The organism is Synechococcus sp. MIT2312, from assembly GCF_059772315.1.
In genome coordinates this window covers 242,705-260,496 of sequence record NZ_CM186281.1, presented here as the reverse complement: position 1 = coordinate 260,496, position 17,792 = coordinate 242,705, and the positions used below count along the sequence as shown (strand labels likewise).

Sequence of the window (17,792 nt, the reverse complement as noted above, 5' to 3'; positions counted from 1 at the left end):
TCGCTGAAAGACAGAGAGAGAAAGACGACGTTCAGCGCTTGTTCTTCTGCGATTCAGCGAAGATCGACAAAGCACCGGAGACGACAATCTGCTCGTCTTCCGTCACACCGTCGAGAACCACCGTGCGATTCACAGAAACAGCGCCTGGCTTGATGACCACCGGGTCGTAGGTGGTTCCGCTGAAGACAAAGACGTAGGGCTGTCCATAGGCCCTGACGATGGCAACGTTCGGCACACTCAACTGGCCATTGGCCTCCATTTTGGGCTTTTCAGAGACGATCCCGAGCATCTGATCGCGGCTGGGATTGGCCTTCACCTGGCCTACGGAACCGGTCTGGACAAACTCATCGCCATGACCGGCATGAGCCAACACTGGAGATTGATCAAAACCACCGATACCGGCCATGGCGGCCATACATGTGAAAACGAGAGCGCGCATGCACAATCTGAAGTTGCATCCATTGTGATGAGAATGGTTATCAATGGCCACTGTTGTGACACCAGTCAGCTGCGACAAAAGACCTCAACGCGGCTTCAACAACAACCAGCGCACACGTAGCGCAGGCAGACTTGATTGAGCTCAAGCTGATTGCACACTGCGCGAGGTTCCGAACCTGCATCTGAATCATGGCTTTTTCTGCGCTGGCGATTGCATGGACAACCGTTGTTTCGATCTCTGCTGTTGTGATGTCTGGCCTGGCGATGCCTGACCCAGCACTGGCCCACAGCAAAGGCCTCTACGCAACAGAAGCCGAAGCACGTCAACGCGCTGAACAGATTGGCTGCAACTCTGTTCATGAGAACAACGGTCGCTGGATGCCCTGCGCAGATGAGCGTGAATTGCATCAACAGCTGCGTCAGCAATGAAGCGGGGCCTTCATTCACAGCGTCAGGCACGACGCATTCACCGCTGGCTAGTTCCCATTGCAGCGGCACCACTCCTGCTCACGGCAATCAGCGGTTCGCTCTACAGCGTTCTGCTGGAGCAAGGAATCGATGCATTCTGGTTGCTCAAGATTCACACCGGCAAATTCGGCTTGCTGAACCTGCAGTCGTTCTATCCGGCGCTGCTGGGAGTGCTGACCGTTGTGATCACAGCATCAGGAGTCACACTGCTGATGAAGCCCCGAAGCTGAAAAGCCCTTGAGACCCGGCTGATCCATGGAGTGCAAACCTGAAGCTGTGATTGTTGGGACGGAATCTCCCAGTTGCTAAGCCGTTAACGAACGGACAACAACCAACAATGAGTCGATTCGCTTACAGCTGCGCTGCGATCGGGTTGATGGCAGGCATCAGCGTTGCAGGCCTGCCAGCAGGAGCGCAGACACCGACGTACTGCGAACCGGATGTTGGTTCACCAACCAATCTCAAGACAATCAAGCATGGGCTGCTCGAGGGCTATCTGGCACCCGATGCCGTACCCGATTCGCTGAAGCTTCTGCCAGCGCATCCCATGAAGGGTTCCATGGCCTACGACCTGGATGTGGCCAATGCCGAATCAACCTTCCCGCTCCAGGGAGGCCCACGCTGGGAGGTGGCAGCGATTGATGCCAATCTGCATTTCCCTGAGGCCGCAGCGATCTACTCCTGCGCTCTTGGCGTGCCGATCACCGAGGAAGGAACACCAAGGCTTTACACCCTGCTGCGACGCACACTGACCGACGCCGGTCTGGCGACCTACAAGGCCAAAAACAACTATCAACGCCCCAGGCCGTTCATGGTCAACGGCAAGCCAATCTGCACACCCGACGAGGAAACCCTGCTGAGAGGCGATGGCTCCTACCCATCCGGACACACCGCTGCCGGATGGGCATGGGCACTGGTTCTCAGTGAGCTCGCACCGGAACGTCGCGATGTCATCCTGGCCAGAGGAATTGAGTACGGAAAGAGCCGCTACATCTGCAATGTCCACTGGCTGAGTGATGTGCAAGCCAGCCAGATCATCGCCTCAGGCACCGTGGCTCAATTGCAGAACGATCCGGTCTTCCGCGCTGATCTGAGAGCCGCCAGAGCGGAAGTCCAGGCCATGCGCCGTCAGGGCCTGTCCCCGAACGGAGACTGCGACCTGGAACGACGAGCCTTTCAACCCTGAGGTTGTGCTCCATCGGGCCACTAATCCAGCCACTGATCAGGCCACCCGCAATGAGCGAGTGGCTTTTCGACCTTGCAGTACTGAAGGAGTGAGACACGGCAAATCTTTGCAACATCCATTGGGAGATCACTGCTTCAGAGCGAAGCTGGAACCCTGCAAGAAGTCGAATACCTCGACGTCACCATGAACCTTCGTTCCCGGATCGGTGGTGTACCCGAAAATCTCCACGTCAACCTGAATGGCCGCGACGTTCGTGTCACCCTGGAACGTCGAGGTCCAGAGAACGGCGAACTCTGGCTGCTGCTACCAGCCTTGAGCACCGTGTCGAGCCGGGGCGAGTGGCATGACTTTGCTGATGCGATGGGTGAACGCTGTCAGCTGGTGAGCTTCGATTGGCCGGGATTCGGAGATAGCGAACGTCCGGCAATGGCCTACAACGCCGATGCTCTGCGTGTGGCTTTAACAGGCATTCTTCAACACCTTCAACGCGCTGATCTGGGCAAGATCAACGTTGTGGCGGCTGGCCACAGTGTTCCCATCGCTCTCGGCCTAGCCGAGCAATGCTCACGGCAATGGGCACAGATCGTGGTTGTTGCACCCACGTTCCGAGGTCCGCTGCCCACCATGACCGGACGAACAGGGACGAGCTTCCACTGGGTCAGACGGCTGGTGGAACTGCCACTGATAGGTCCGCTTCTTTATCGACTCAACACCAGTCGACCAATTCTGAAACTGATGCTGCGTCGCCATGTCTGGGTCGATCGCAGCCTTCTGACGCCTCAACGTCTGCGTGAGCAGCAACAGATCAGTCGGCAGCCGGGAGCTCGTTTTGCGAGCGTGGCGTTTGTCACCGGAGGCTTGGACGCGGCCTCCGACTCGCGCTGGTGGTTGGCACAGATTCAAAACCTGCACTGCCCCCTGCATGTGGTGCTGGCCAACGAAGCACCACCTCGATCGAAACAGGAGATGTTGACGCTGGCAGACAAGGCAGATCGTGCCTCTGACATCGACGGACGCCTTGGGCTGCATGAGGAATTCGGCGAAAAACTGGCACAGAGCATCAGCGCCAACTGAAAGAGCATCAGCGCCAACTGAACCAGAGGCAGAGTCACGAAGACCCGTGACGTCGGCAGTGCTCAGACAAAAGCTTTAAAGTCATGTCAAATCTGCACTGACGCAGCACTGGTTCACCCTCTTCCGACATCGCCATGGCCTCCTTCACCTGGAATGAATCCACACTCTCCGCAGATTGCGGAACTCTTGAAGACATGGCTGAACGATTCGAAGACACAGCTGCTCTGATGAGGCGTCTTGCTCAAACTGGATTTGCTGTCAAGCAGCAGGAAGGCGCTCGAAAAATCATTCACGCCAACGACGAGATTTTCAAGAGCTTTGGATTTGTGATCGAGGAATAAGGGCTGGTCATCAGGCAGGTCAGACCAACCCAAGCTTTCATTTCTGCTCTCCCAGTAAGTCTTTTTTCAAGGCGGCGATTCGAGCGAACAATTCCGCACGTCGATGTTGCAACAACAAATTTGCTGTGATCAATCGCACAACAGCAACCAGGCCAATCAGCTCGGCCACTCCCTGGAATAATCCACCAACAATGGGCAGATGATTGATTGAGCTCAAAAAAGTGGTGACAAACGACAACATCAAGCCGAGAATCACAGAGCCAAAGACAATCAGAAAGATTGGATAAATCTGTTTAAAACCTTCAAGATTCAACTGTTTCAGTGAATCCAATCCAAGCGAAAGCTGTTGGAGCAGGTGAGAGACAGAGAGTTCATCTCCAGGTTCCTCAGACGCCAAGGATGACGGCGATTGGAGGGCATCCTGTGGAGTCTTTGTGATTTCAACATTTTGAACCTCTTCAGCCTCAACTGGGCCACCACCGAGATTCAGCTCGGCAGCCTCAACAGGCTCTTTGAATGGCAAATCACCACTTTGACCAGAACTTTCACTCACCTGTACACCTCAGCAATCAAGCTGCCAATATGCGGGAGAAGCACAAGCCCAGAACAATAAATTCAGCAAACAAAAACTCTCACAACAAATCTCATCAACACCCGGCGACTGGAACACACTACTCAACAATCAGCGCAACAAAGATCCATCCTGTTCACGCGAACTGCCGATCCCGGACCGATCAGAGACCCATAAGGCGACGAATTCAAACTGACCACAACAGCAGAAGCATCACTGATCCACAGATCAGCGTGGAGCTGGGCCGCAAAAACCACAGGCATCGATCACCAGCTCGTGATCACACCATCAACGGGGCGCTGTGAAAGTTCCAGCTGTCACCATCCTCCAGCCACAGCTCCCAGGTCATCGCTGTTCCATCACGAAGACGCAACCGTCCTCCAAAACCAGCTGGAGTGGGTTGGTAGAGATCGGATAACTCAATCACAGCGTCGCCATCCCGCGTCAGCAGCAATTCAACAGGTCGACCAATCCGTTGGGACAGGTCCTGACGCAGCTCATCAATGGTCATTAATCAGGAACGCTGAAATCAAGCACCAGGTCGCCGAGATCTTCACGGCTGATGGTGAAAGCAAAGCCGTCAACCTTGCCTCGCCAGACCCCAATGACAGCATCGGCAGCCGTGCCCTCAAGCTGCTCAACCTTGTGATCAAAGAGAACGGAGAAACAGTGCGCCGCCACACGAGCAGCCTGATCCTCATCCATCTCATCGAGCTCATGCGCCTGAACCGTGCATCCTTCAAGCAGTTCGGCATCAATCACATTGCCGCCGCCGACGTCGGCGACGAGAGCCTGCAATCCGGCAAGTTCGCTGTTGTCTGTCATGTCGTCATTGTCCATTAAGGACAGGCATTAACAATGAAGTGCAACAGGGTTATAGCCATCAGATGACGGGACAATCAGCTGAAGAAGAGCCGGTGGTTCACCTGTCCGCAGAAACCCTTGATCCTGAGCATTGAACGATTCGATCCGATCCCCCAGCTCAACGCACAAACCCGAGAACGCCAGCAAGACCACAGACCCCAATAAAAACAAGCGGTGAAATCTTGGTCTTCAAAACAAAGAAGCAAACCATGAACGACAGTGCATAAGCGATCAAGCTGTGATTGGCTGTTTTCAGGATCGTGACGCTCACAGAAAACAGAATGCCAAGCGTCACCGGCCCGAGACCCCGTTCAAAAGCCATCCGCCATGGGGAGTCACGCCAGCGATTCCAATAGACCGATGCAATCAGCATGACCACTGTGGATGGCAGCAAAATCGCAATCTCAGCGGAGTAACCCGTGATCAGAGCCCAGACTGGTCCGTGCTTCCAGCCTGCTCCAAGACCCAGAAGGCCTGCGAACATGGAACTTGGCCCCGGTGCAGCCTCCGCCAGACCATAAAGATCAGAGAATTGACGGTTCGTAAGCCAGCCAAAAGTCTCAACCACTTCATGGTGGTAAGCCTGCAGAAGAGTGTTACCGCCACCGATCGAAAACAGCGAGAGTTTCAGGAACAGGAGCACCACATGCCACCACGTTTGAATTGCCGTCATCGACGTTGCCCCCGAGGCCAGTACAAACTCATCGAAATCGCACCTGCCACGAGAACAACAGGAATCAATGGAAACCTGAATCCCTGAAGACAGACAAAAACGATCACCGCAATCGTCAGGGCGAGATAATCTTTTTTATAAACATCCAATATTTTAAAGCCCATGGACAGTGCCATCCCTGCAGCTGCCGCGGCGAGACCAGCAAGAAGACGATTGACCTCAGAAATTTCACTGACATTGAAATAGATCAGGCCCAACAACATCAAGAATGTGAAAGGGAGAAGAATGATTCCTGCAGTTGCAGCAAGGGATCCAGGCACACCTTTGAAGATTGAACCGATGTACACCGACATATTGATCTGATTCGGTCCTGGGAAAAGACGTGCAACGGTCAATCCCGTGACAAAGGATTCAGAGGTCATCCAATGACGCCTCTCAACAATGATGCGGTGACTCCAGAGAGACATTCCTCCACCAAAGGCAGAGAAAGCAACCTGCGTCATGCAAACAAAAAGTTCGCGAAGGCCTGGATCAACAGCTTGATTGGACTGCAACTCGGAACCGGATTGATCACTCATGGATCCTGATCACTCATGGATGAAATTCGGATCCGGCGACAACTCTCCGCAATCATGCAAGGAAGGATCGAGAGGATCCGGCGCTAAATAATCCTTGGCTTCATGCCAATCCGACTCAAAGATTTGACAACAGCGCGCAATCACTTCTGGAGCGTCCGTTTCCATTCCCAGCTCTCGGCGAACATCAAAGGCGCTTCTGTCAATATTCATGGAGCCAATCACTGCCGATTTTTTATCAACAATAATCATCTTTGTGTGCAATTTTAAATGCTTCTGTCGGCGAATTTTGACGCCAAAACGCGACATCACACGTAAATTTCCAAAAGTGTCGTAAATATCCCAGTCAGAAATGCCATGCTTGCCACCACATAACAGGTGAACCTTGACGCCCCTGACACAGGCTTCAACAATCCGATCGAGGATCACAGCATCAACAAATTTGGGATGATGAATCCACAAATGCGTGGTTGAGGAGTCAATCAGTTTTGCAATCTGACCGCGACTATGAAGGTTGCTCCAGACCAGTCCGACCGTGAGATCAGGCTTGAATTCGAGGTTATTCCAATCAGCATCAAAGCCAGCAATGACCTGGTTGACCGCGTCTTGGTTGTAAGTCACCAACCCATGATCCCTGGTCAGGGTGAAGTATTTTTCAGCAAGATTAAATGTAGCAATCAACGCAAATTCATCATCAACAACAATTGATTTTTCATGAGTTACAGGAAAGGACTCGCTTGTCCAGCGCACATCCACCCCTGATTTCTTGAAGATTTCAAACGCCTCATCGTTCCATCGAACCCCGCCTGATGTGTGAGGGTTCAACATGATCTGCACTTTCACCCCTCGATCATGGGCGTCTTGCATAGCCTTGATCACAGCTGGAGCCTGCAACTTGAATTGCTTAATACGCAGACTCTTTTTTGCTGACGCAAGCAGATCCAGTACTGCTTGTTCCCCGTCATCAGGCATCACCAGCAAACGTTGGTGATGCCCCTGACTCGTTACTCCAGTAGCCATATCAGCTTCCCGTAAAACCAGGCAGTATTGACTTTCACAAACTAGCCACAACAGGCATGCTGGCCAAGTATCACTGAGTGCCAGAAGGTTATTGACAAAGCATCATGCGCTCAAAGGGGGTGAACCCTAGCTCCAACACAAATAGAATGCCACACATATTTTTAGCAACCATTAGCCAATGGTAATTTAATCATCAAATCACCAGAAAAGTCCTGACAAAATATTGATCAGATTGATCGCCACAGCAGGGGACATTGATCATCTGGGGATGAATCACTCACACAGCATTAAAACAGCAACAGTTTCACAAGCGAAAACGTGGATTCGGATTCATTGTGAGCACACCACAAAGAATCGAGCAGTCACGGATTGTGCTGTCAAATTGAACACACCATCTGAAGGGACGTCATGCCCACTGTTTCCTGTCGGTATAGCGGTGAACTGCGCTGTGAAGCCACACACCATGGATCTGGTGCCGTGTTGATGACCGACGCTCCGCTCGACAACGCCGGCAAAGGCGAAGAGTTCTCCCCCACCGACCTTCTGGCCACATCCGTCGCAACCTGCATGCTCACCATCATGGGTATCACCGCCAGGAGCAGGAACTGGTCCCTTGAGGGGAGCACTGCCGAGGTGGACAAACAGATGACCCAGTCAGCTCCCCGCAAGGTGGCGAAGCTGCGCGTCCATCTGAAACTGCCCCAGCAGCTCAGCAACGAACAGCGCGCTTTACTGCAACGCGTGGCCGAGCAATGTCCTGTGAAACGCAGCCTTGATCCATCGATTGAACTGGAGCTGATCTGGAGTTGATTACAGCGCCAGACCCTGGGCCAGGACCGCCGGCAGGGCGGTGTCGACACTGAGAGTGCGTTCACCAAGATGAACTCGCTTGGCCACAATCGAGGTTGCAAGCTCGATCTCGAAGGGGACAAATCCTCCCTCCGGACCGATCATGACCAGAGCAGGTCTTGCAGGGGTCTGCGACAGGGCAGTCGCTGCTCCCTTATCAGTGATCCAGCAGGGCCGACCGTTGCAAAGCTGGAGAAGCTCGTCCTCCACAAAAGGTCGAAAGCGTGGATGACAGTGCACCACCGGAGCGATCGTGTCCTGCGAGCGTTCCATCCCCGCAATCAAAGCTTCATCGAGCTTGGCCTGCGACAGCAGAGGTGACTGCCAATAACTCTTGTCGACCCTGGCACTGTTGATCAGATGGAGGTTTGAAACCCCAAATTCCGCGACGGTACGCAGAATCCGCCGCAGCATTTTTGGACGAGGAAGTGCCAGCACGATGTCGAAGCGATGCCTTGGCGGCGGTGATTGCGTCAACTGCACAGACAGCGTCACACCCTCGTCATCGATGGCATCAACACGAGCGCTCCCCTGAGCACCGCCAAATAACCCGACCCGGAGCGTGTCGCCGACCACCGCTTGCAGAACCGTATGGATGTGTTGGGTGCGACGACCATTGGCCAAAAAACAGCTGGATCCAGACCAGACGTCGTCGGCATAAAGCAGGATCAGATTCATGCTGCTGATCGTTGCTGAACGGCTTTGACATTCGCATGCCTGGTCATGAATTGCATGCAGCGCTGCAGTTTTAGGCCAAAAGATCAAAGCGGTGAACCGAACAACTCAGCTCGGCAATCACACCCTTCATTGAGTTGATGTTCTGGTTTCAATCATGGACAGTATCAATATGCAAAATACGCAAAACAACAACCGAACCAACACGATCAACGACTCTGAATCACTGCTGCAATTGCTGAGTGAACGCCTTGCACTGTGGGATCAGCAGGATGCAGCTCAGGCCGCCGGTGAATGGCATCAGGCACTCGCTCTCGAACAATCGATTCGGTCCATCTCGCCCCGCATCCGACAGAGCATGGGTCTGCTCGTGGTCTCAAGAGCAGGGGGCACTGAAGCTTGAGGCTGAGTGATGTTGTCGCCAACCATGGCTTCGCTCCCTGCAACCTGGCCACGATTGAGAATGCTCGTCTGTACCAGCGCGAGCACGACGATGGGGTTCTTGAGCTGCTCTGCGTTCAGAGAATCGGCGGCGAGATGCGGGTGGATCGTCAGCCGCTGATTCCCCTGGTCATCGATGGACAACTCACCATGCCCGTCTTTCTGCCGGTGGGAAACGCCGTTTCCGATCAGCGCATCCCCAAGGACCGGCTTGAGGATTACCTGAACACCACTCTCTGAGCGCTAACGGCAATACGCTGCGATTCCCGTCGTTGGAGGGCAGATCGCTTTCAGGGAGGTTCCTTGTTCAAATCCCTCTCGCAACGCGGAAACAACACGTTTGGCGATCCTGTCCAGGGTCAGCTTGCGTTGTCGTGGATCGCGCAGTCCTCGCTCCAGAGCCCCCTCAAGCATGCCGATTTCCAACATCGACACCCCCCTGCGAGGTGCTCCCAACATGCCTCTGTAGTCATAGGGATAGGCACCGAATTCCTTGGCCAGGGCTTCGTCCATCACGGAAAACCCGAAAGCGACGGCTGGGATGATTCCTGCACCGATGCCATGGGGTGAGTAGGCGTCGTAATGGATTTCCACCACGTAGCCCCCCTCTGAAGCATGCCGTTGCCCCACGGACCAGTTGGTGCGGGGATCCTGAACGTTACGGATGGTGCGCACACCGGGGTCATAGAAGGTGATGTTCAGACCCTGCTTTTTGCCCTCAGCCACCACTGCCCTGGCGGTGCGCAGGTTCCAGTAGAGCTCATCCGTCATTCCCGATTGCATCGGAGCGGCTCCGGCAACGCCGACTGCCCAGCCTGGCGTTCCAGAGCCATACATCCGCTGGGAATCAGCATGACCGGCCAGAACCAGGATCGGGGTCCCCTGCTTGGGCATGCGGTCACCGACCCAGTTCTTGCCGCGGCCAGGCTTCAACGGAAGCGGCGGAAGCTGCAGCCTGGAAGGCTCAGGGCGCGCCGGCTTCATGCTGTCGAGCAGCTCCATCAACCCGGCCCCTGACACGGGAGAGGCAAGAAGAAGAGCGCCCCCGAGGAGCCAGGCGATGCGACGCATGGGATTCAACATGGTTGACCATGCTGCCTGGCTTGGCCCAATCCGTCACCCCCCTGCTCCTTCCGCATGGCTGAACGAGGGGTTGGAGCCATCCAAGCAACCCTTGATCAAGACGAACATTGCTATCTCAAGGGCATAACGCAACCGGACAACAATGGCTGATCTGACCGCGCTGTTCATGGCCTTGATCTGGCCCGGCGCCCTTGTCATCTCAGTGCTTGCCGTCAGCCGGACCTTGATCGTTGTGGCACGGAGCGGGGTCCGCGTGGAGATCTTCACCCGCCAGCCGATTCTGATCAGCACAGGAAACGCACCGCTTCGCGCAGAAGTGGGCAAGGTCAGGATCTGATTCCGTTGATTCGCATCGGTTACAGCCAAGCTCGCGCTTCACCCAAACCGCCATGAGGGCGTATCAAACAACACGCATCACAGGCACGCTTGCACTGTTATAACGACAGCAATTAAAGGTGCATTTCTGAAATCATGCACCAGCAACTGATATGGCGCAGGCTGAAAAAAATCTGACAACACTGGTCACATCGGTCATCGCACTGAAGAAGTCAAGCCAACACAGGATCATCACGAATGAGAGCGAAAACAGAAGCTTTCAACTGAAAATAATCGATGGCTTTATTCGCCTGTACTGCGTCAACGACACTGGAAATAATGCGACCGAATCCACACTTGCTTTAATTCATGCTGGAACCAGCAGTTCATTTTCTTGGAATAACCAGCGAAAGCTGATGATTGAAGCCCTTGAAACATCAAAAGTTGAATTCAACCCTAAAGATCAACCTGTTGATACCAACCATTTCCTGGAAAACTGGATTCTCAACCTTTACGAAATCAAGCAGCCTGCAGACAGCCTTGAACGATTGATCAAGCTGTTCTTGCTGCTTGCCAAATCAAAAGGCGATCAAGATGGCCATGGTGAACAGACCCTGATTTCCGGCCTATCCCACCGACGCATCGGCGAAATCATCAGCAGCACCAGACCCACCATCAGCAGACACCTTGGCTGGATGCAACGCCAGAAGCTGATCGACGTGGATGCAGTGACGAAAACGATGCGGCTCAATCTGGCTCAACTCCAAGCCAAACAGGATGAGCTCTTCGCTCAACCTCGACCGCACTTGCACTGACCACCCTTCCACTTCGAGCATTTGGACTTCTTACAACCTTTCTTTTTCTGAGGCTGATGCACCGTCACGATCCAGGCTGCTGAGAATGCATCTCATTATACAGCGCTGATCAATCACGACACCAGCGGCCATCGAAAGACTCGACAACTCATGTACATTTGATACATAAGCGGTCCCTCGCCATGCTTTCAGACCCCTCCAAGCGCGTCCAACTCCCGGTTGGCCCTTCCGGTCGGGCCATGGCGGAGCCGATGGATCCGTCGTTACTGGAGGCCTTTCAGGCGCACTTCAACATGGAGCGCCAGGCCCATGCGACCTATTTCGGTGCTGCCATCTGGATGGGAGAACGGGAATTACGCGGTTTCTCCAGACACTTCAACGATGAGGCAGGAGGAGAACAAGAGCATGCAGCCAAAGTTGCTGATTACCTGATTGCCAGAGCACAGACGCCCGAACTGCATGCCCTCGAAGCTCCGGATCAATCCTGGGAGTCAGTGCTCGACGTGATGAGCACAGCATTCCTGACGGAACGGGACGTGACGACGTCGCTCCAACAACTCCTGATGGCAGCAGAACGCGTTGGCGACACACGCAGCACCGTGTTCCTCGAAACGATGGTGGAGGGTCAGATCAAAGCTGAACATGAGGCCGCTCATCTGCTCGGAAGGACCAAGTTCGCCGATGGCCATGCCGCCGCATTACTGGTCATCGACAACGAACTGAAGGAAGGTGTCGCACACCCTGCCCAGCTTCAGTGATCAGTTCGCCAAGGAGCGAATTTTCAAGATCGCCCGCCGGGCGACTTCACTGGCGAAATCCAATGCCAGTGGATCAACCACAGACTCGCGATCGATACCTGCGATCAGCTTTTGAAGTTGCTCGAGGCGTCGTGCAATCAGAGACTGCTCAGAACGCAATCGCTTGAGCAACTTCTGATTCAGGCAAAAATTGCACTGTTGACTGATCTGGAGACTCCGCCTCGAGCAGCGCTCTGCATCACGACAGAGCTCTGCCATGAGATTGCTGCCCTGGCGGTGAATCACAGCCATCAGAGATGGGTCAGAGGTGCTGTGCTGATCATGTCGATCGAGAAGTTCATGGTGAATTCACCACCAGAACAGTTCATCTGATCCACATTTCTCCACTTGGACACCTGACGGGTCGTGGTGACGCGCGTGGCTCCGATCAGTTCTCCGAGACGGTCATGAGTCAATCGGAAAGGCAGCTGGAAGCAATCGCTGCAACGCTTGCCGAGGCGATTGACCAGCAGTGCGAAGAGAGCATGAAGCCTCTGCTCAGCCTGTCCAAGGTGACGGATGCGCAGAAGCTGCAACGTCCACTCGTTCACCGCGTCCATGCCGACTTCATCGTCGGACGAAACGCTGCGGGCGAGGCGAAGATCAGTGAGAGCTTCGACGCAGATGCCTTCGCTGCAGAGGCGATCAGTCCTCAGGCGATCACCTGCTTGAAGGAAAGCCAGAGTCATGCCCTCTGTTTCCTCACAGGGGCAATAGACGCGGCAAAAGCCTTCATGAACCTCAAGAATGCTGCCTTGGCCAGCAGAAGCCGGGTCGATCAACACGGTCTGGTGGCGAGGCATCGTCATCAATGCCACGGGAGCATCGGGAAGAAACCGGTAAGCCGAGAGTGTCATGGACGGAAAACGTCCTGCTATTGAGAATCGATCTCGACTCTAGAAGCAAAACTTGCCTTCATGCAAGCGATTCTCAGAAGCAGTAGGGGGTTCCTTTGAGCCATTTGCTACCTGAAGACCCAACAAGACGTGGCCTGCAAGGTACAGATGGCACCAGCGCAACCGACCAGATCCCACTGGACAGCTGCAAAGACCGCAATCAGAGCGCCCATCGGTTCGCTAGGGGCAGCACGGGTTGAAGCCGGGCCAGACGCTGTCGATCAGCCGTAGCACCTCTTTACATATGGCCTTCGAGCGTCTGCAAAACACCATCGGAAGCTCCCTTAGCAACACCAAGAGAACTCGCAACTCGCGGTCGTGAGCGCAGCGTCCTGGAGAGCTCTCCAGACCGGTCCTTGAGGCCTGCACTCTCCAGCATTGAATCTGCCAACAAGGCATTCACGCGCAGAATGCCGACCACCAGACATCATCCACCCAAAAAATCACGTTTTGAGCGAGAAGCCTTCTCGCTGAAATCAGAATGACGATCAACGACTCACAACAGCAACTCGAAAAAGCGCTCAATCAACAAAAACAAATTCACACATTTGATACTGGAACAGTGCAGCGGTGCATTTCGCTACATGCGGGTGTTGAGCTTGAATCCACATACATTCGCTCGCAGAAGTAGACAAATCGAACTGAATCCAGCTCGATGGATCTGCCTGAACAATGCCATCACGGGTGTCGAAGAGCACAGGCAGCTGCATTACAGAACTGGTGCATGGGTCAACTCTCCAAACTCACACTCCAGGGTCGAGAAAACGATGCTCGAGCTCTGACGCAAGAACATCTGGAAACATTGATCAAGGTCGATATCAACACAATCATGTGGATGCAAATCAAAAAAGCCAGCTGAAATTGCAGGCAATCAGTCAGACAGCGAGCAGTAAAACAAGCCTTAAATTAGAATATTTAACCGGAAAACGATCAGCCCTGTTCAGACATCATCTGAACAGGGCTTTGATGCAGCGGACCCAAACGAAAAAGATTGTCGATACAAGATGAGATCGACAACCTTCCATCGATCAGAACGAAAAGGTCACACCAGTGCCGATGTGGTGGTTCCAGCCCTTGCCACCCTCAGAGCCCCAATCTTCAGAGCTGTACACAGGTTCCCAGTGAGCGAAAAGCGCAATGGTGTCTGTGATCGGGTATTCAAGCTCAAGCTCACCACCCCAGTCGGTGCGGGAGGACAGACCTGAGTAACTGCCAGGCACATAGAAACGCGGACCACCCGAAAGCGTGATGTTCAGCAGGTCAACATTGAAACCAAAACCAGGCCAGACGTCGGTGTAATTACCGATGTAGGTGCTGTCGGATTCCCAACCAGTGCGGTTTTCAACGGAAATGAACACACCGTCGATCACATCTTCCAGTCCATCACCCAACGCGAAGTTCACATCGCCGTCACCAAATGCATAGTTGACACTGACGCCCACTTCATTCTTCAGCCCTTCACCGAATTCCTCACCCTCACCAGTGACGTAGTAGGGCATCCATTCGATCTGGACAGCCAACTTTTCATTGGGTTGATAACGGGCTGCCAGGAAGCCCCTGACGTCGGTGCGCTTGAACGGTGCACCTGATTCATGCGCATGACCATGATCATCGTGGTCGTCGTGGCCATGATCGTCGTGATCATCGTGGTCGTCGTGGCCATGATCGTCGTGATCATCGTGGTCGTCGTGGCCATGATCGTCGTGATCATCGTGGCCATGATCTTCATGGTCATCGTGGCCATGGTCATCATGATCGTCGTGATCATCGTGATCATCGTGATCATCGTGATCATCGTGATCATCGTGATCATCGTGATCATCGTGATCATCGTGATCATCATGGTCATCGTGATCGTCGTTACCATGGGCATGAACCACTCCGTAGAAGTGTTCAGCCTCTCCATAAACAGCAGAAGGTCCAATGGATCCTTCAATGGCAAACACACCGTTGTTGGGCAGTCCCCATTCGAAGACATAACCAAATTGACCATCAATGGCGTAGTGTTCAGGCTTGCCATCGAGGTTGGTTTCCATTCCTCCATGACCCTCAATGGTGATCACCGGAGTGGCCCGGAATTCACCTTCGGGCACTTGTTCACCACCACCATGTCCGCCATGGGCATGGACCGCGCGGATTGCAGCATCACCGGCCAGCAAGAAGGCAAGACCGGCAGCGGCATTCAGAAACGAAAGACGAGAAAAGATCATCGGATCAGAAATTCAGTTATCCAAAAAATTCAGAAAAGTGTGCAAATCAATCAGCGAATTGAGGCCCAACGCTCCTGAAGCTGTGCTGCGCCGTTTTCATCACAACGTCCTCCCTGGGCTACAACGAAGATGCAGATGTTGCCGGTTGCTGTCTGCACAAGACTTTTTCCTGGAGCCTGGCCATCTGCAAACAAAGGCTTGCCGGCGAGAGGAACGCCACTGGCCTTGCTGATCCGGCGCATCGTCTTGGACGGGGGCAGCGCCTCGGGGAAGATCACCTTGGTTCCTGACTTCTTGATCGCCTTGCTGATGGCACTCAGGCTGGACGGGCGCATCCGGCCGCCGGTGGCGTACTCATCAATCACGGGGAGTTCGCGAATGCCGAACCGACGTGCCAGGAAGGAATAGGCGCGGTGGCCTGTAATCAGAACGCGCTGCTCAGCAGGCACTGTCTTGATCTGCTGGCCAGTCCAGGTCCCAAGCGAACCCAGCACTGAATCCATGGCAGCCCTCCTCTGATCAATCGCTGCGTCCTGAGTTCCGTTGAACACCGGCTTGAGCCTGACTGCAACCGCATTGGTCATGGATGCCGCAATGGCAGGGTCATGCCAGAGATGCGGGTCATTCAAGGGATTGCTGGGAACCGCAATTTCACCCACGGAGACCACAGGACCACCGGCTTTCACACCCTTGAGAGCGGGGGTGAGGTTGTAGCCGTTCAGAAGCACAAGCTTGGCTTTGCTGAGATTGCTGCGATCAGCAGGCCTCAGGGCCATGGTGTGCGGATCTGCACCCGGCGGTATCAGGCAGATCACACGGGCCTGATCAGCCACCAGCTTCTTGGTGATGTCGCAAAGAACGCCGTCAACTGCAACAACCGTTGGAGCTGACGATGCAGCGGCCAGCAGGGTTCCTGCTGCTGCCGTGACCAGAGGAAAAAGCAAGGTGCGACAAAATCTCTCCGGGAATGATAATCATTCTCACTGCTGATGCAAGTCAGGCTGGATTGGCTGGTCGCAACTTGGGCAGGCAGAGCAAAACCATGCAGACAACGCCGATCAGGGGACCTGGAGGAAGATTGAGCGGAACAGCCAACAGGAAGCCCACGGCACTGAGAGACAGACCCACCAGCGCCGACTGCAGCATTGCGGCACGCAGACTTTTCACTCGCCACAGCCCCGGAAGCACTGGTGCGCATAACAGGCCAATCACCAGAATCACCCCAACAGCAGCCATGGCACTCACGATCACCATGGAGGTGACCAGTGCCTGCACCAGCTGCAGGCTCCTCACCGACATGCCAGAAGCCTGGGCACCCTCTGGATCAACACCCAGAAAGACCAGCTGCTGATAGCGGTTCAGCAGCAACAACGCCATCGCGGCAGCGGCCACAAGAACCCTGTAGAGGTCTGACCAGTCGACAATCAACAAATCGCCGAACAGCAGCGCCTCCAGATCAAGGCGAATGTTGAAGACAGGAATCAAAAGCACACCCAGACCGAGAAAACCGGCAAGCACCGTGTTGACCACGGCTTCCTGTCCAGCCGGTTGCTCCCGCTGCATGCGCTCAGCCGCCAGTGAACCCAGCAACCCGCTGATCACGCCCCCGATGGCTGGGTCCAAACCGAATGCCACCGCGATGGCAACGCCCGGCAAAACAGCATGGGAAATCAGATTCGCTTGCAAAACGCGTCGTTGTGTCACAAGCAACGTGCCGGTGACAGGGCAGAGCACCCCAATGAGCAACGCCATCAGCAGCGGCACCAACCAGAGATCGAGCTCACTCATGTCTGTACTCCCGATGCTGAGGCTGGCTGCTGAGCTTGCGACGCACCTGCTCGGGGCGACCATCCGCCACGACGCCGACATCGAGGACAATCACGCGATCGAACAGATCCAGGGAGGTACCCCAGTCGTGGTTGCTCACCAACAAGGTGTGACCTGAATCAGCGAGTTGACGCATCAGTGCAAGCAGCTGCTCTCGCGAGGGCGGATCAATCGCGGCGCAGGGTTCATCCAGCAACAGAACCCGAGACGGCTGCACCAACGTTCTGGCCAGCAAGGCCCGTTGCTGCTGACCTCCCGACAAGGCATCCAAACGACGAGTCGCCAGCGTTTCCAGACCGACACGCTGCAATGCCGCCTCCCTGTCGCAACAACCAAAGGAACGGTGACCGATCTCCCCGAGTGCCACAAACTCACGCACCGTGATGGGGAAAGACCAGTCGATCCTGCCCCGCTGCGGCATCAGCACCACCTGATCACGGCAGCTCTGAATCGGCATGCCGTCGCAAGCGACCTTGCCGGCAGAGGGGGTTAATCGGCCTTGCAGCAAGTGCAGCAAGGTGGATTTGCCGGCACCGTTGGCGCCGACCAGCGCCGTCAGCGTTCCGGCTTCCAGGGTCAACGACACATCATCAATAACGACGCGATCGCCGTAGGCGACAGACAGACCTTGCGCGACGAGGGGAGCCACCCTCATGGGCAGTGAGAACGATTCT

Annotated in this window: 28 protein-coding genes; 11 read left to right on the top strand and 17 right to left on the bottom strand. The window is 54.6% G+C overall.

Features of this window, described 5'->3' with window-relative positions; all coding sequences use genetic code 11:
* Positions 1 to 31 precede the first annotated feature (31 nt).
* Positions 32 to 439, bottom strand: coding sequence for an efflux RND transporter periplasmic adaptor subunit (locus AC6EI9_RS01905; protein WP_498468805.1), 408 nt, complete (start codon positions 437 to 439; stop codon positions 32 to 34).
* 248 nt (positions 440 to 687) lie between these two features.
* Between AC6EI9_RS01905 and AC6EI9_RS01900 the strand changes: the two genes are divergently transcribed.
* The 5 genes from AC6EI9_RS01900 (at position 688) to AC6EI9_RS01880 (ending at position 3,507) form a co-directional block, all read left to right on the top strand.
* Positions 688 to 867 carry a DUF3721 domain-containing protein gene (locus AC6EI9_RS01900; RefSeq protein ID WP_498470128.1) on the top strand — a complete coding sequence of 60 codons (180 nt, stop codon included), beginning with the start codon at positions 688 to 690 and terminating at the stop codon, positions 865 to 867.
* Positions 864 to 1,136, top strand: coding sequence for a hypothetical protein (locus AC6EI9_RS01895; protein WP_498468804.1), 273 nt, complete (start codon positions 864 to 866; stop codon positions 1,134 to 1,136). The genes AC6EI9_RS01900 and AC6EI9_RS01895 overlap by 4 nt, the downstream gene beginning before the upstream one ends.
* A gap of 107 nt (positions 1,137 to 1,243) precedes the next feature.
* Positions 1,244 to 2,092: an acid phosphatase gene (locus AC6EI9_RS01890; protein ID WP_498468803.1), complete on the top strand. Its 849-nt coding sequence runs from the start codon at positions 1,244 to 1,246 to the stop codon at positions 2,090 to 2,092.
* Positions 2,093 to 2,275: 183 nt separating this feature from the next.
* The gene (locus AC6EI9_RS01885; RefSeq protein ID WP_498468802.1) at positions 2,276 to 3,166 is read left to right on the top strand and encodes an alpha/beta fold hydrolase; all 891 of its coding nucleotides are present in this window, start codon (positions 2,276 to 2,278) and stop codon (positions 3,164 to 3,166) included.
* Between the two features lie 134 nt (positions 3,167 to 3,300).
* The gene (locus AC6EI9_RS01880; protein ID WP_498468801.1) at positions 3,301 to 3,507 is read left to right on the top strand and encodes a hypothetical protein; all 207 of its coding nucleotides are present in this window, start codon (positions 3,301 to 3,303) and stop codon (positions 3,505 to 3,507) included.
* Between the two features lie 37 nt (positions 3,508 to 3,544).
* Here AC6EI9_RS01880 and AC6EI9_RS01875 read toward each other — a convergent pair whose 3' ends face one another.
* From AC6EI9_RS01875 to AC6EI9_RS01850, 6 genes are all read right to left on the bottom strand, one after another.
* Positions 3,545 to 3,904 carry a CAAD domain-containing protein gene (locus AC6EI9_RS01875; RefSeq protein ID WP_498468800.1) on the bottom strand — a complete coding sequence of 120 codons (360 nt, stop codon included), beginning with the start codon at positions 3,902 to 3,904 and terminating at the stop codon, positions 3,545 to 3,547.
* Positions 3,905 to 4,358: 454 nt separating this feature from the next.
* Positions 4,359 to 4,589: a hypothetical protein gene (locus AC6EI9_RS01870; protein ID WP_498468799.1), complete on the bottom strand. Its 231-nt coding sequence runs from the start codon at positions 4,587 to 4,589 to the stop codon at positions 4,359 to 4,361.
* Positions 4,589 to 4,903, bottom strand: a complete 315-nt coding sequence (locus AC6EI9_RS01865) for a hypothetical protein (RefSeq protein WP_498468798.1) — start codon at positions 4,901 to 4,903, stop codon at positions 4,589 to 4,591. Before AC6EI9_RS01865 ends, AC6EI9_RS01870 begins: the two co-directional genes overlap by 1 nt.
* 157 nt (positions 4,904 to 5,060) lie before the next feature.
* Positions 5,061 to 5,615, bottom strand: a complete 555-nt coding sequence (locus AC6EI9_RS01860; RefSeq protein WP_498468797.1) for a chromate transporter — start codon at positions 5,613 to 5,615, stop codon at positions 5,061 to 5,063.
* Positions 5,612 to 6,193 (bottom strand): chromate transporter, encoded by a 582-nt coding sequence (locus AC6EI9_RS01855; protein WP_498468796.1) that lies wholly within the window; start codon positions 6,191 to 6,193, stop codon positions 5,612 to 5,614. Before AC6EI9_RS01855 ends, AC6EI9_RS01860 begins: the two co-directional genes overlap by 4 nt.
* A gap of 9 nt (positions 6,194 to 6,202) precedes the next feature.
* Entirely contained in the window at positions 6,203 to 7,210 is a 1,008-nt protein-coding gene (locus tag AC6EI9_RS01850; protein WP_498468795.1) for a phospholipase D-like domain-containing protein, read from the bottom strand.
* A gap of 408 nt (positions 7,211 to 7,618) precedes the next feature.
* On the opposite strand from AC6EI9_RS01850, the gene AC6EI9_RS01845 reads away from it, so the two are divergent.
* Positions 7,619 to 8,020 (top strand): OsmC family protein, encoded by a 402-nt coding sequence (locus AC6EI9_RS01845; RefSeq protein WP_498468794.1) that lies wholly within the window; start codon positions 7,619 to 7,621, stop codon positions 8,018 to 8,020.
* Here AC6EI9_RS01845 and AC6EI9_RS01840 read toward each other — a convergent pair whose 3' ends face one another.
* On the bottom strand, positions 8,021 to 8,737 hold the full coding sequence (locus AC6EI9_RS01840) for a 16S rRNA (uracil(1498)-N(3))-methyltransferase (protein WP_498468793.1): 717 nt from the start codon (positions 8,735 to 8,737) through the stop codon (positions 8,021 to 8,023). It abuts the gene before it with no gap.
* A gap of 154 nt (positions 8,738 to 8,891) precedes the next feature.
* Here AC6EI9_RS01840 and AC6EI9_RS01835 point away from each other — a divergent pair, with 154 nt between their 5' ends.
* Positions 8,892 to 9,137, top strand: coding sequence for a hypothetical protein (locus AC6EI9_RS01835; protein ID WP_498468792.1), 246 nt, complete (start codon positions 8,892 to 8,894; stop codon positions 9,135 to 9,137).
* Positions 9,134 to 9,415: a hypothetical protein gene (locus AC6EI9_RS01830; protein ID WP_498468791.1), complete on the top strand. Its 282-nt coding sequence runs from the start codon at positions 9,134 to 9,136 to the stop codon at positions 9,413 to 9,415. The genes AC6EI9_RS01835 and AC6EI9_RS01830 overlap by 4 nt, the downstream gene beginning before the upstream one ends.
* Positions 9,416 to 9,418: 3 nt before the next feature.
* Here the strand turns inward: AC6EI9_RS01830 and AC6EI9_RS01825 are convergent, their stop codons facing one another.
* Positions 9,419 to 10,246, bottom strand: coding sequence for a dehydrogenase (locus AC6EI9_RS01825; RefSeq protein ID WP_498470127.1), 828 nt, complete (start codon positions 10,244 to 10,246; stop codon positions 9,419 to 9,421).
* 154 nt (positions 10,247 to 10,400) lie between these two features.
* Here AC6EI9_RS01825 and AC6EI9_RS01820 point away from each other — a divergent pair, with 154 nt between their 5' ends.
* The 3 genes from AC6EI9_RS01820 to AC6EI9_RS01810 all read left to right on the top strand — a co-directional run bounded on the left by AC6EI9_RS01820 (position 10,401) and on the right by AC6EI9_RS01810 (position 12,146).
* Positions 10,401 to 10,595, top strand: a complete 195-nt coding sequence (locus AC6EI9_RS01820) for a hypothetical protein (protein ID WP_498468790.1) — start codon at positions 10,401 to 10,403, stop codon at positions 10,593 to 10,595.
* Between the two features lie 151 nt (positions 10,596 to 10,746).
* Positions 10,747 to 11,388, top strand: coding sequence for a helix-turn-helix domain-containing protein (locus tag AC6EI9_RS01815; RefSeq protein WP_498468789.1), 642 nt, complete (start codon positions 10,747 to 10,749; stop codon positions 11,386 to 11,388).
* Between the two features lie 182 nt (positions 11,389 to 11,570).
* Positions 11,571 to 12,146, top strand: coding sequence for a ferritin (locus tag AC6EI9_RS01810; RefSeq protein ID WP_498468788.1), 576 nt, complete (start codon positions 11,571 to 11,573; stop codon positions 12,144 to 12,146).
* Here the strand turns inward: AC6EI9_RS01810 and AC6EI9_RS01805 are convergent, their stop codons facing one another.
* The 8 genes from AC6EI9_RS01805 to AC6EI9_RS01770 all read right to left on the bottom strand — a co-directional run bounded on the left by AC6EI9_RS01805 (position 12,147) and on the right by AC6EI9_RS01770 (position 17,773).
* Positions 12,147 to 12,437, bottom strand: coding sequence for a hypothetical protein (locus AC6EI9_RS01805; RefSeq protein ID WP_498468787.1), 291 nt, complete (start codon positions 12,435 to 12,437; stop codon positions 12,147 to 12,149).
* Entirely contained in the window at positions 12,437 to 13,042 is a 606-nt protein-coding gene (locus AC6EI9_RS01800; protein WP_114992061.1) for a cyclic nucleotide-binding domain-containing protein, read from the bottom strand. Before AC6EI9_RS01800 ends, AC6EI9_RS01805 begins: the two co-directional genes overlap by 1 nt.
* 277 nt (positions 13,043 to 13,319) lie before the next feature.
* On the bottom strand, positions 13,320 to 13,502 hold the full coding sequence (locus tag AC6EI9_RS01795; RefSeq protein WP_498468786.1) for a hypothetical protein: 183 nt from the start codon (positions 13,500 to 13,502) through the stop codon (positions 13,320 to 13,322).
* A 100-nt stretch (positions 13,503 to 13,602) separates the two neighbouring features.
* A complete protein-coding gene (locus tag AC6EI9_RS01790) occupies positions 13,603 to 13,791 on the bottom strand; it encodes a hypothetical protein (RefSeq protein ID WP_498468785.1) in 189 nt (62 codons plus the stop codon).
* A 318-nt stretch (positions 13,792 to 14,109) separates the two neighbouring features.
* On the bottom strand, positions 14,110 to 15,291 hold the full coding sequence (locus AC6EI9_RS01785; RefSeq protein ID WP_498468784.1) for a hypothetical protein: 1,182 nt from the start codon (positions 15,289 to 15,291) through the stop codon (positions 14,110 to 14,112).
* 50 nt (positions 15,292 to 15,341) lie between these two features.
* A complete protein-coding gene (locus AC6EI9_RS01780) occupies positions 15,342 to 16,235 on the bottom strand; it encodes a metal ABC transporter substrate-binding protein (protein ID WP_498468783.1) in 894 nt (297 codons plus the stop codon).
* 52 nt (positions 16,236 to 16,287) lie between these two features.
* A complete protein-coding gene (locus AC6EI9_RS01775) occupies positions 16,288 to 17,079 on the bottom strand; it encodes a metal ABC transporter permease (RefSeq protein WP_498468782.1) in 792 nt (263 codons plus the stop codon).
* On the bottom strand, positions 17,072 to 17,773 hold the full coding sequence (locus tag AC6EI9_RS01770; protein ID WP_498468781.1) for a metal ABC transporter ATP-binding protein: 702 nt from the start codon (positions 17,771 to 17,773) through the stop codon (positions 17,072 to 17,074). Before AC6EI9_RS01770 ends, AC6EI9_RS01775 begins: the two co-directional genes overlap by 8 nt.
* Positions 17,774 to 17,792 lie beyond the last annotated feature (19 nt).

Excerpts from the sequence above, each read along its gene's own strand:
- AC6EI9_RS01905 (WP_498468805.1), bottom strand. The coding sequence starts at position 439 with ATGCGCGCTCTCGTTTTCACATGTATGGCCGCCATGGCCGGTATCGGT.
- AC6EI9_RS01900 (WP_498470128.1), top strand. The coding sequence starts at position 688 with ATGTCTGGCCTGGCGATGCCTGACCCAGCACTGGCCCACAGCAAAGGC.
- AC6EI9_RS01895 (WP_498468804.1), top strand. The coding sequence starts at position 864 with ATGAAGCGGGGCCTTCATTCACAGCGTCAGGCACGACGCATTCACCGC.
- AC6EI9_RS01890 (WP_498468803.1), top strand. The coding sequence starts at position 1,244 with ATGAGTCGATTCGCTTACAGCTGCGCTGCGATCGGGTTGATGGCAGGC.
- AC6EI9_RS01885 (WP_498468802.1), top strand. The coding sequence starts at position 2,276 with ATGAACCTTCGTTCCCGGATCGGTGGTGTACCCGAAAATCTCCACGTC.
- AC6EI9_RS01880 (WP_498468801.1), top strand. The coding sequence starts at position 3,301 with ATGGCCTCCTTCACCTGGAATGAATCCACACTCTCCGCAGATTGCGGA.
- AC6EI9_RS01870 (WP_498468799.1), bottom strand. The coding sequence starts at position 4,589 with ATGACCATTGATGAGCTGCGTCAGGACCTGTCCCAACGGATTGGTCGA.
- AC6EI9_RS01865 (WP_498468798.1), bottom strand. The coding sequence starts at position 4,903 with ATGACAGACAACAGCGAACTTGCCGGATTGCAGGCTCTCGTCGCCGAC.
- AC6EI9_RS01860 (WP_498468797.1), bottom strand. The coding sequence starts at position 5,615 with ATGACGGCAATTCAAACGTGGTGGCATGTGGTGCTCCTGTTCCTGAAA.
- AC6EI9_RS01855 (WP_498468796.1), bottom strand. The coding sequence starts at position 6,193 with ATGAGTGATCAATCCGGTTCCGAGTTGCAGTCCAATCAAGCTGTTGAT.
- AC6EI9_RS01850 (WP_498468795.1), bottom strand. The coding sequence starts at position 7,210 with ATGGCTACTGGAGTAACGAGTCAGGGGCATCACCAACGTTTGCTGGTG.
- AC6EI9_RS01845 (WP_498468794.1), top strand. The coding sequence starts at position 7,619 with ATGCCCACTGTTTCCTGTCGGTATAGCGGTGAACTGCGCTGTGAAGCC.
- AC6EI9_RS01840 (WP_498468793.1), bottom strand. The coding sequence starts at position 8,737 with ATGAATCTGATCCTGCTTTATGCCGACGACGTCTGGTCTGGATCCAGC.
- AC6EI9_RS01835 (WP_498468792.1), top strand. The coding sequence starts at position 8,892 with ATGGACAGTATCAATATGCAAAATACGCAAAACAACAACCGAACCAAC.
- AC6EI9_RS01825 (WP_498470127.1), bottom strand. The coding sequence starts at position 10,246 with ATGCGTCGCATCGCCTGGCTCCTCGGGGGCGCTCTTCTTCTTGCCTCT.
- AC6EI9_RS01820 (WP_498468790.1), top strand. The coding sequence starts at position 10,401 with ATGGCTGATCTGACCGCGCTGTTCATGGCCTTGATCTGGCCCGGCGCC.
- AC6EI9_RS01815 (WP_498468789.1), top strand. The coding sequence starts at position 10,747 with ATGGCGCAGGCTGAAAAAAATCTGACAACACTGGTCACATCGGTCATC.
- AC6EI9_RS01810 (WP_498468788.1), top strand. The coding sequence starts at position 11,571 with ATGCTTTCAGACCCCTCCAAGCGCGTCCAACTCCCGGTTGGCCCTTCC.
- AC6EI9_RS01805 (WP_498468787.1), bottom strand. The coding sequence starts at position 12,437 with ATGGCTGTGATTCACCGCCAGGGCAGCAATCTCATGGCAGAGCTCTGT.
- AC6EI9_RS01800 (WP_114992061.1), bottom strand. The coding sequence starts at position 13,042 with ATGACACTCTCGGCTTACCGGTTTCTTCCCGATGCTCCCGTGGCATTG.
- AC6EI9_RS01790 (WP_498468785.1), bottom strand. The coding sequence starts at position 13,791 with ATGCAGCTGCCTGTGCTCTTCGACACCCGTGATGGCATTGTTCAGGCA.
- AC6EI9_RS01785 (WP_498468784.1), bottom strand. The coding sequence starts at position 15,291 with ATGATCTTTTCTCGTCTTTCGTTTCTGAATGCCGCTGCCGGTCTTGCC.
- AC6EI9_RS01775 (WP_498468782.1), bottom strand. The coding sequence starts at position 17,079 with ATGAGTGAGCTCGATCTCTGGTTGGTGCCGCTGCTGATGGCGTTGCTC.
- AC6EI9_RS01770 (WP_498468781.1), bottom strand. The coding sequence starts at position 17,773 with ATGAGGGTGGCTCCCCTCGTCGCGCAAGGTCTGTCTGTCGCCTACGGC.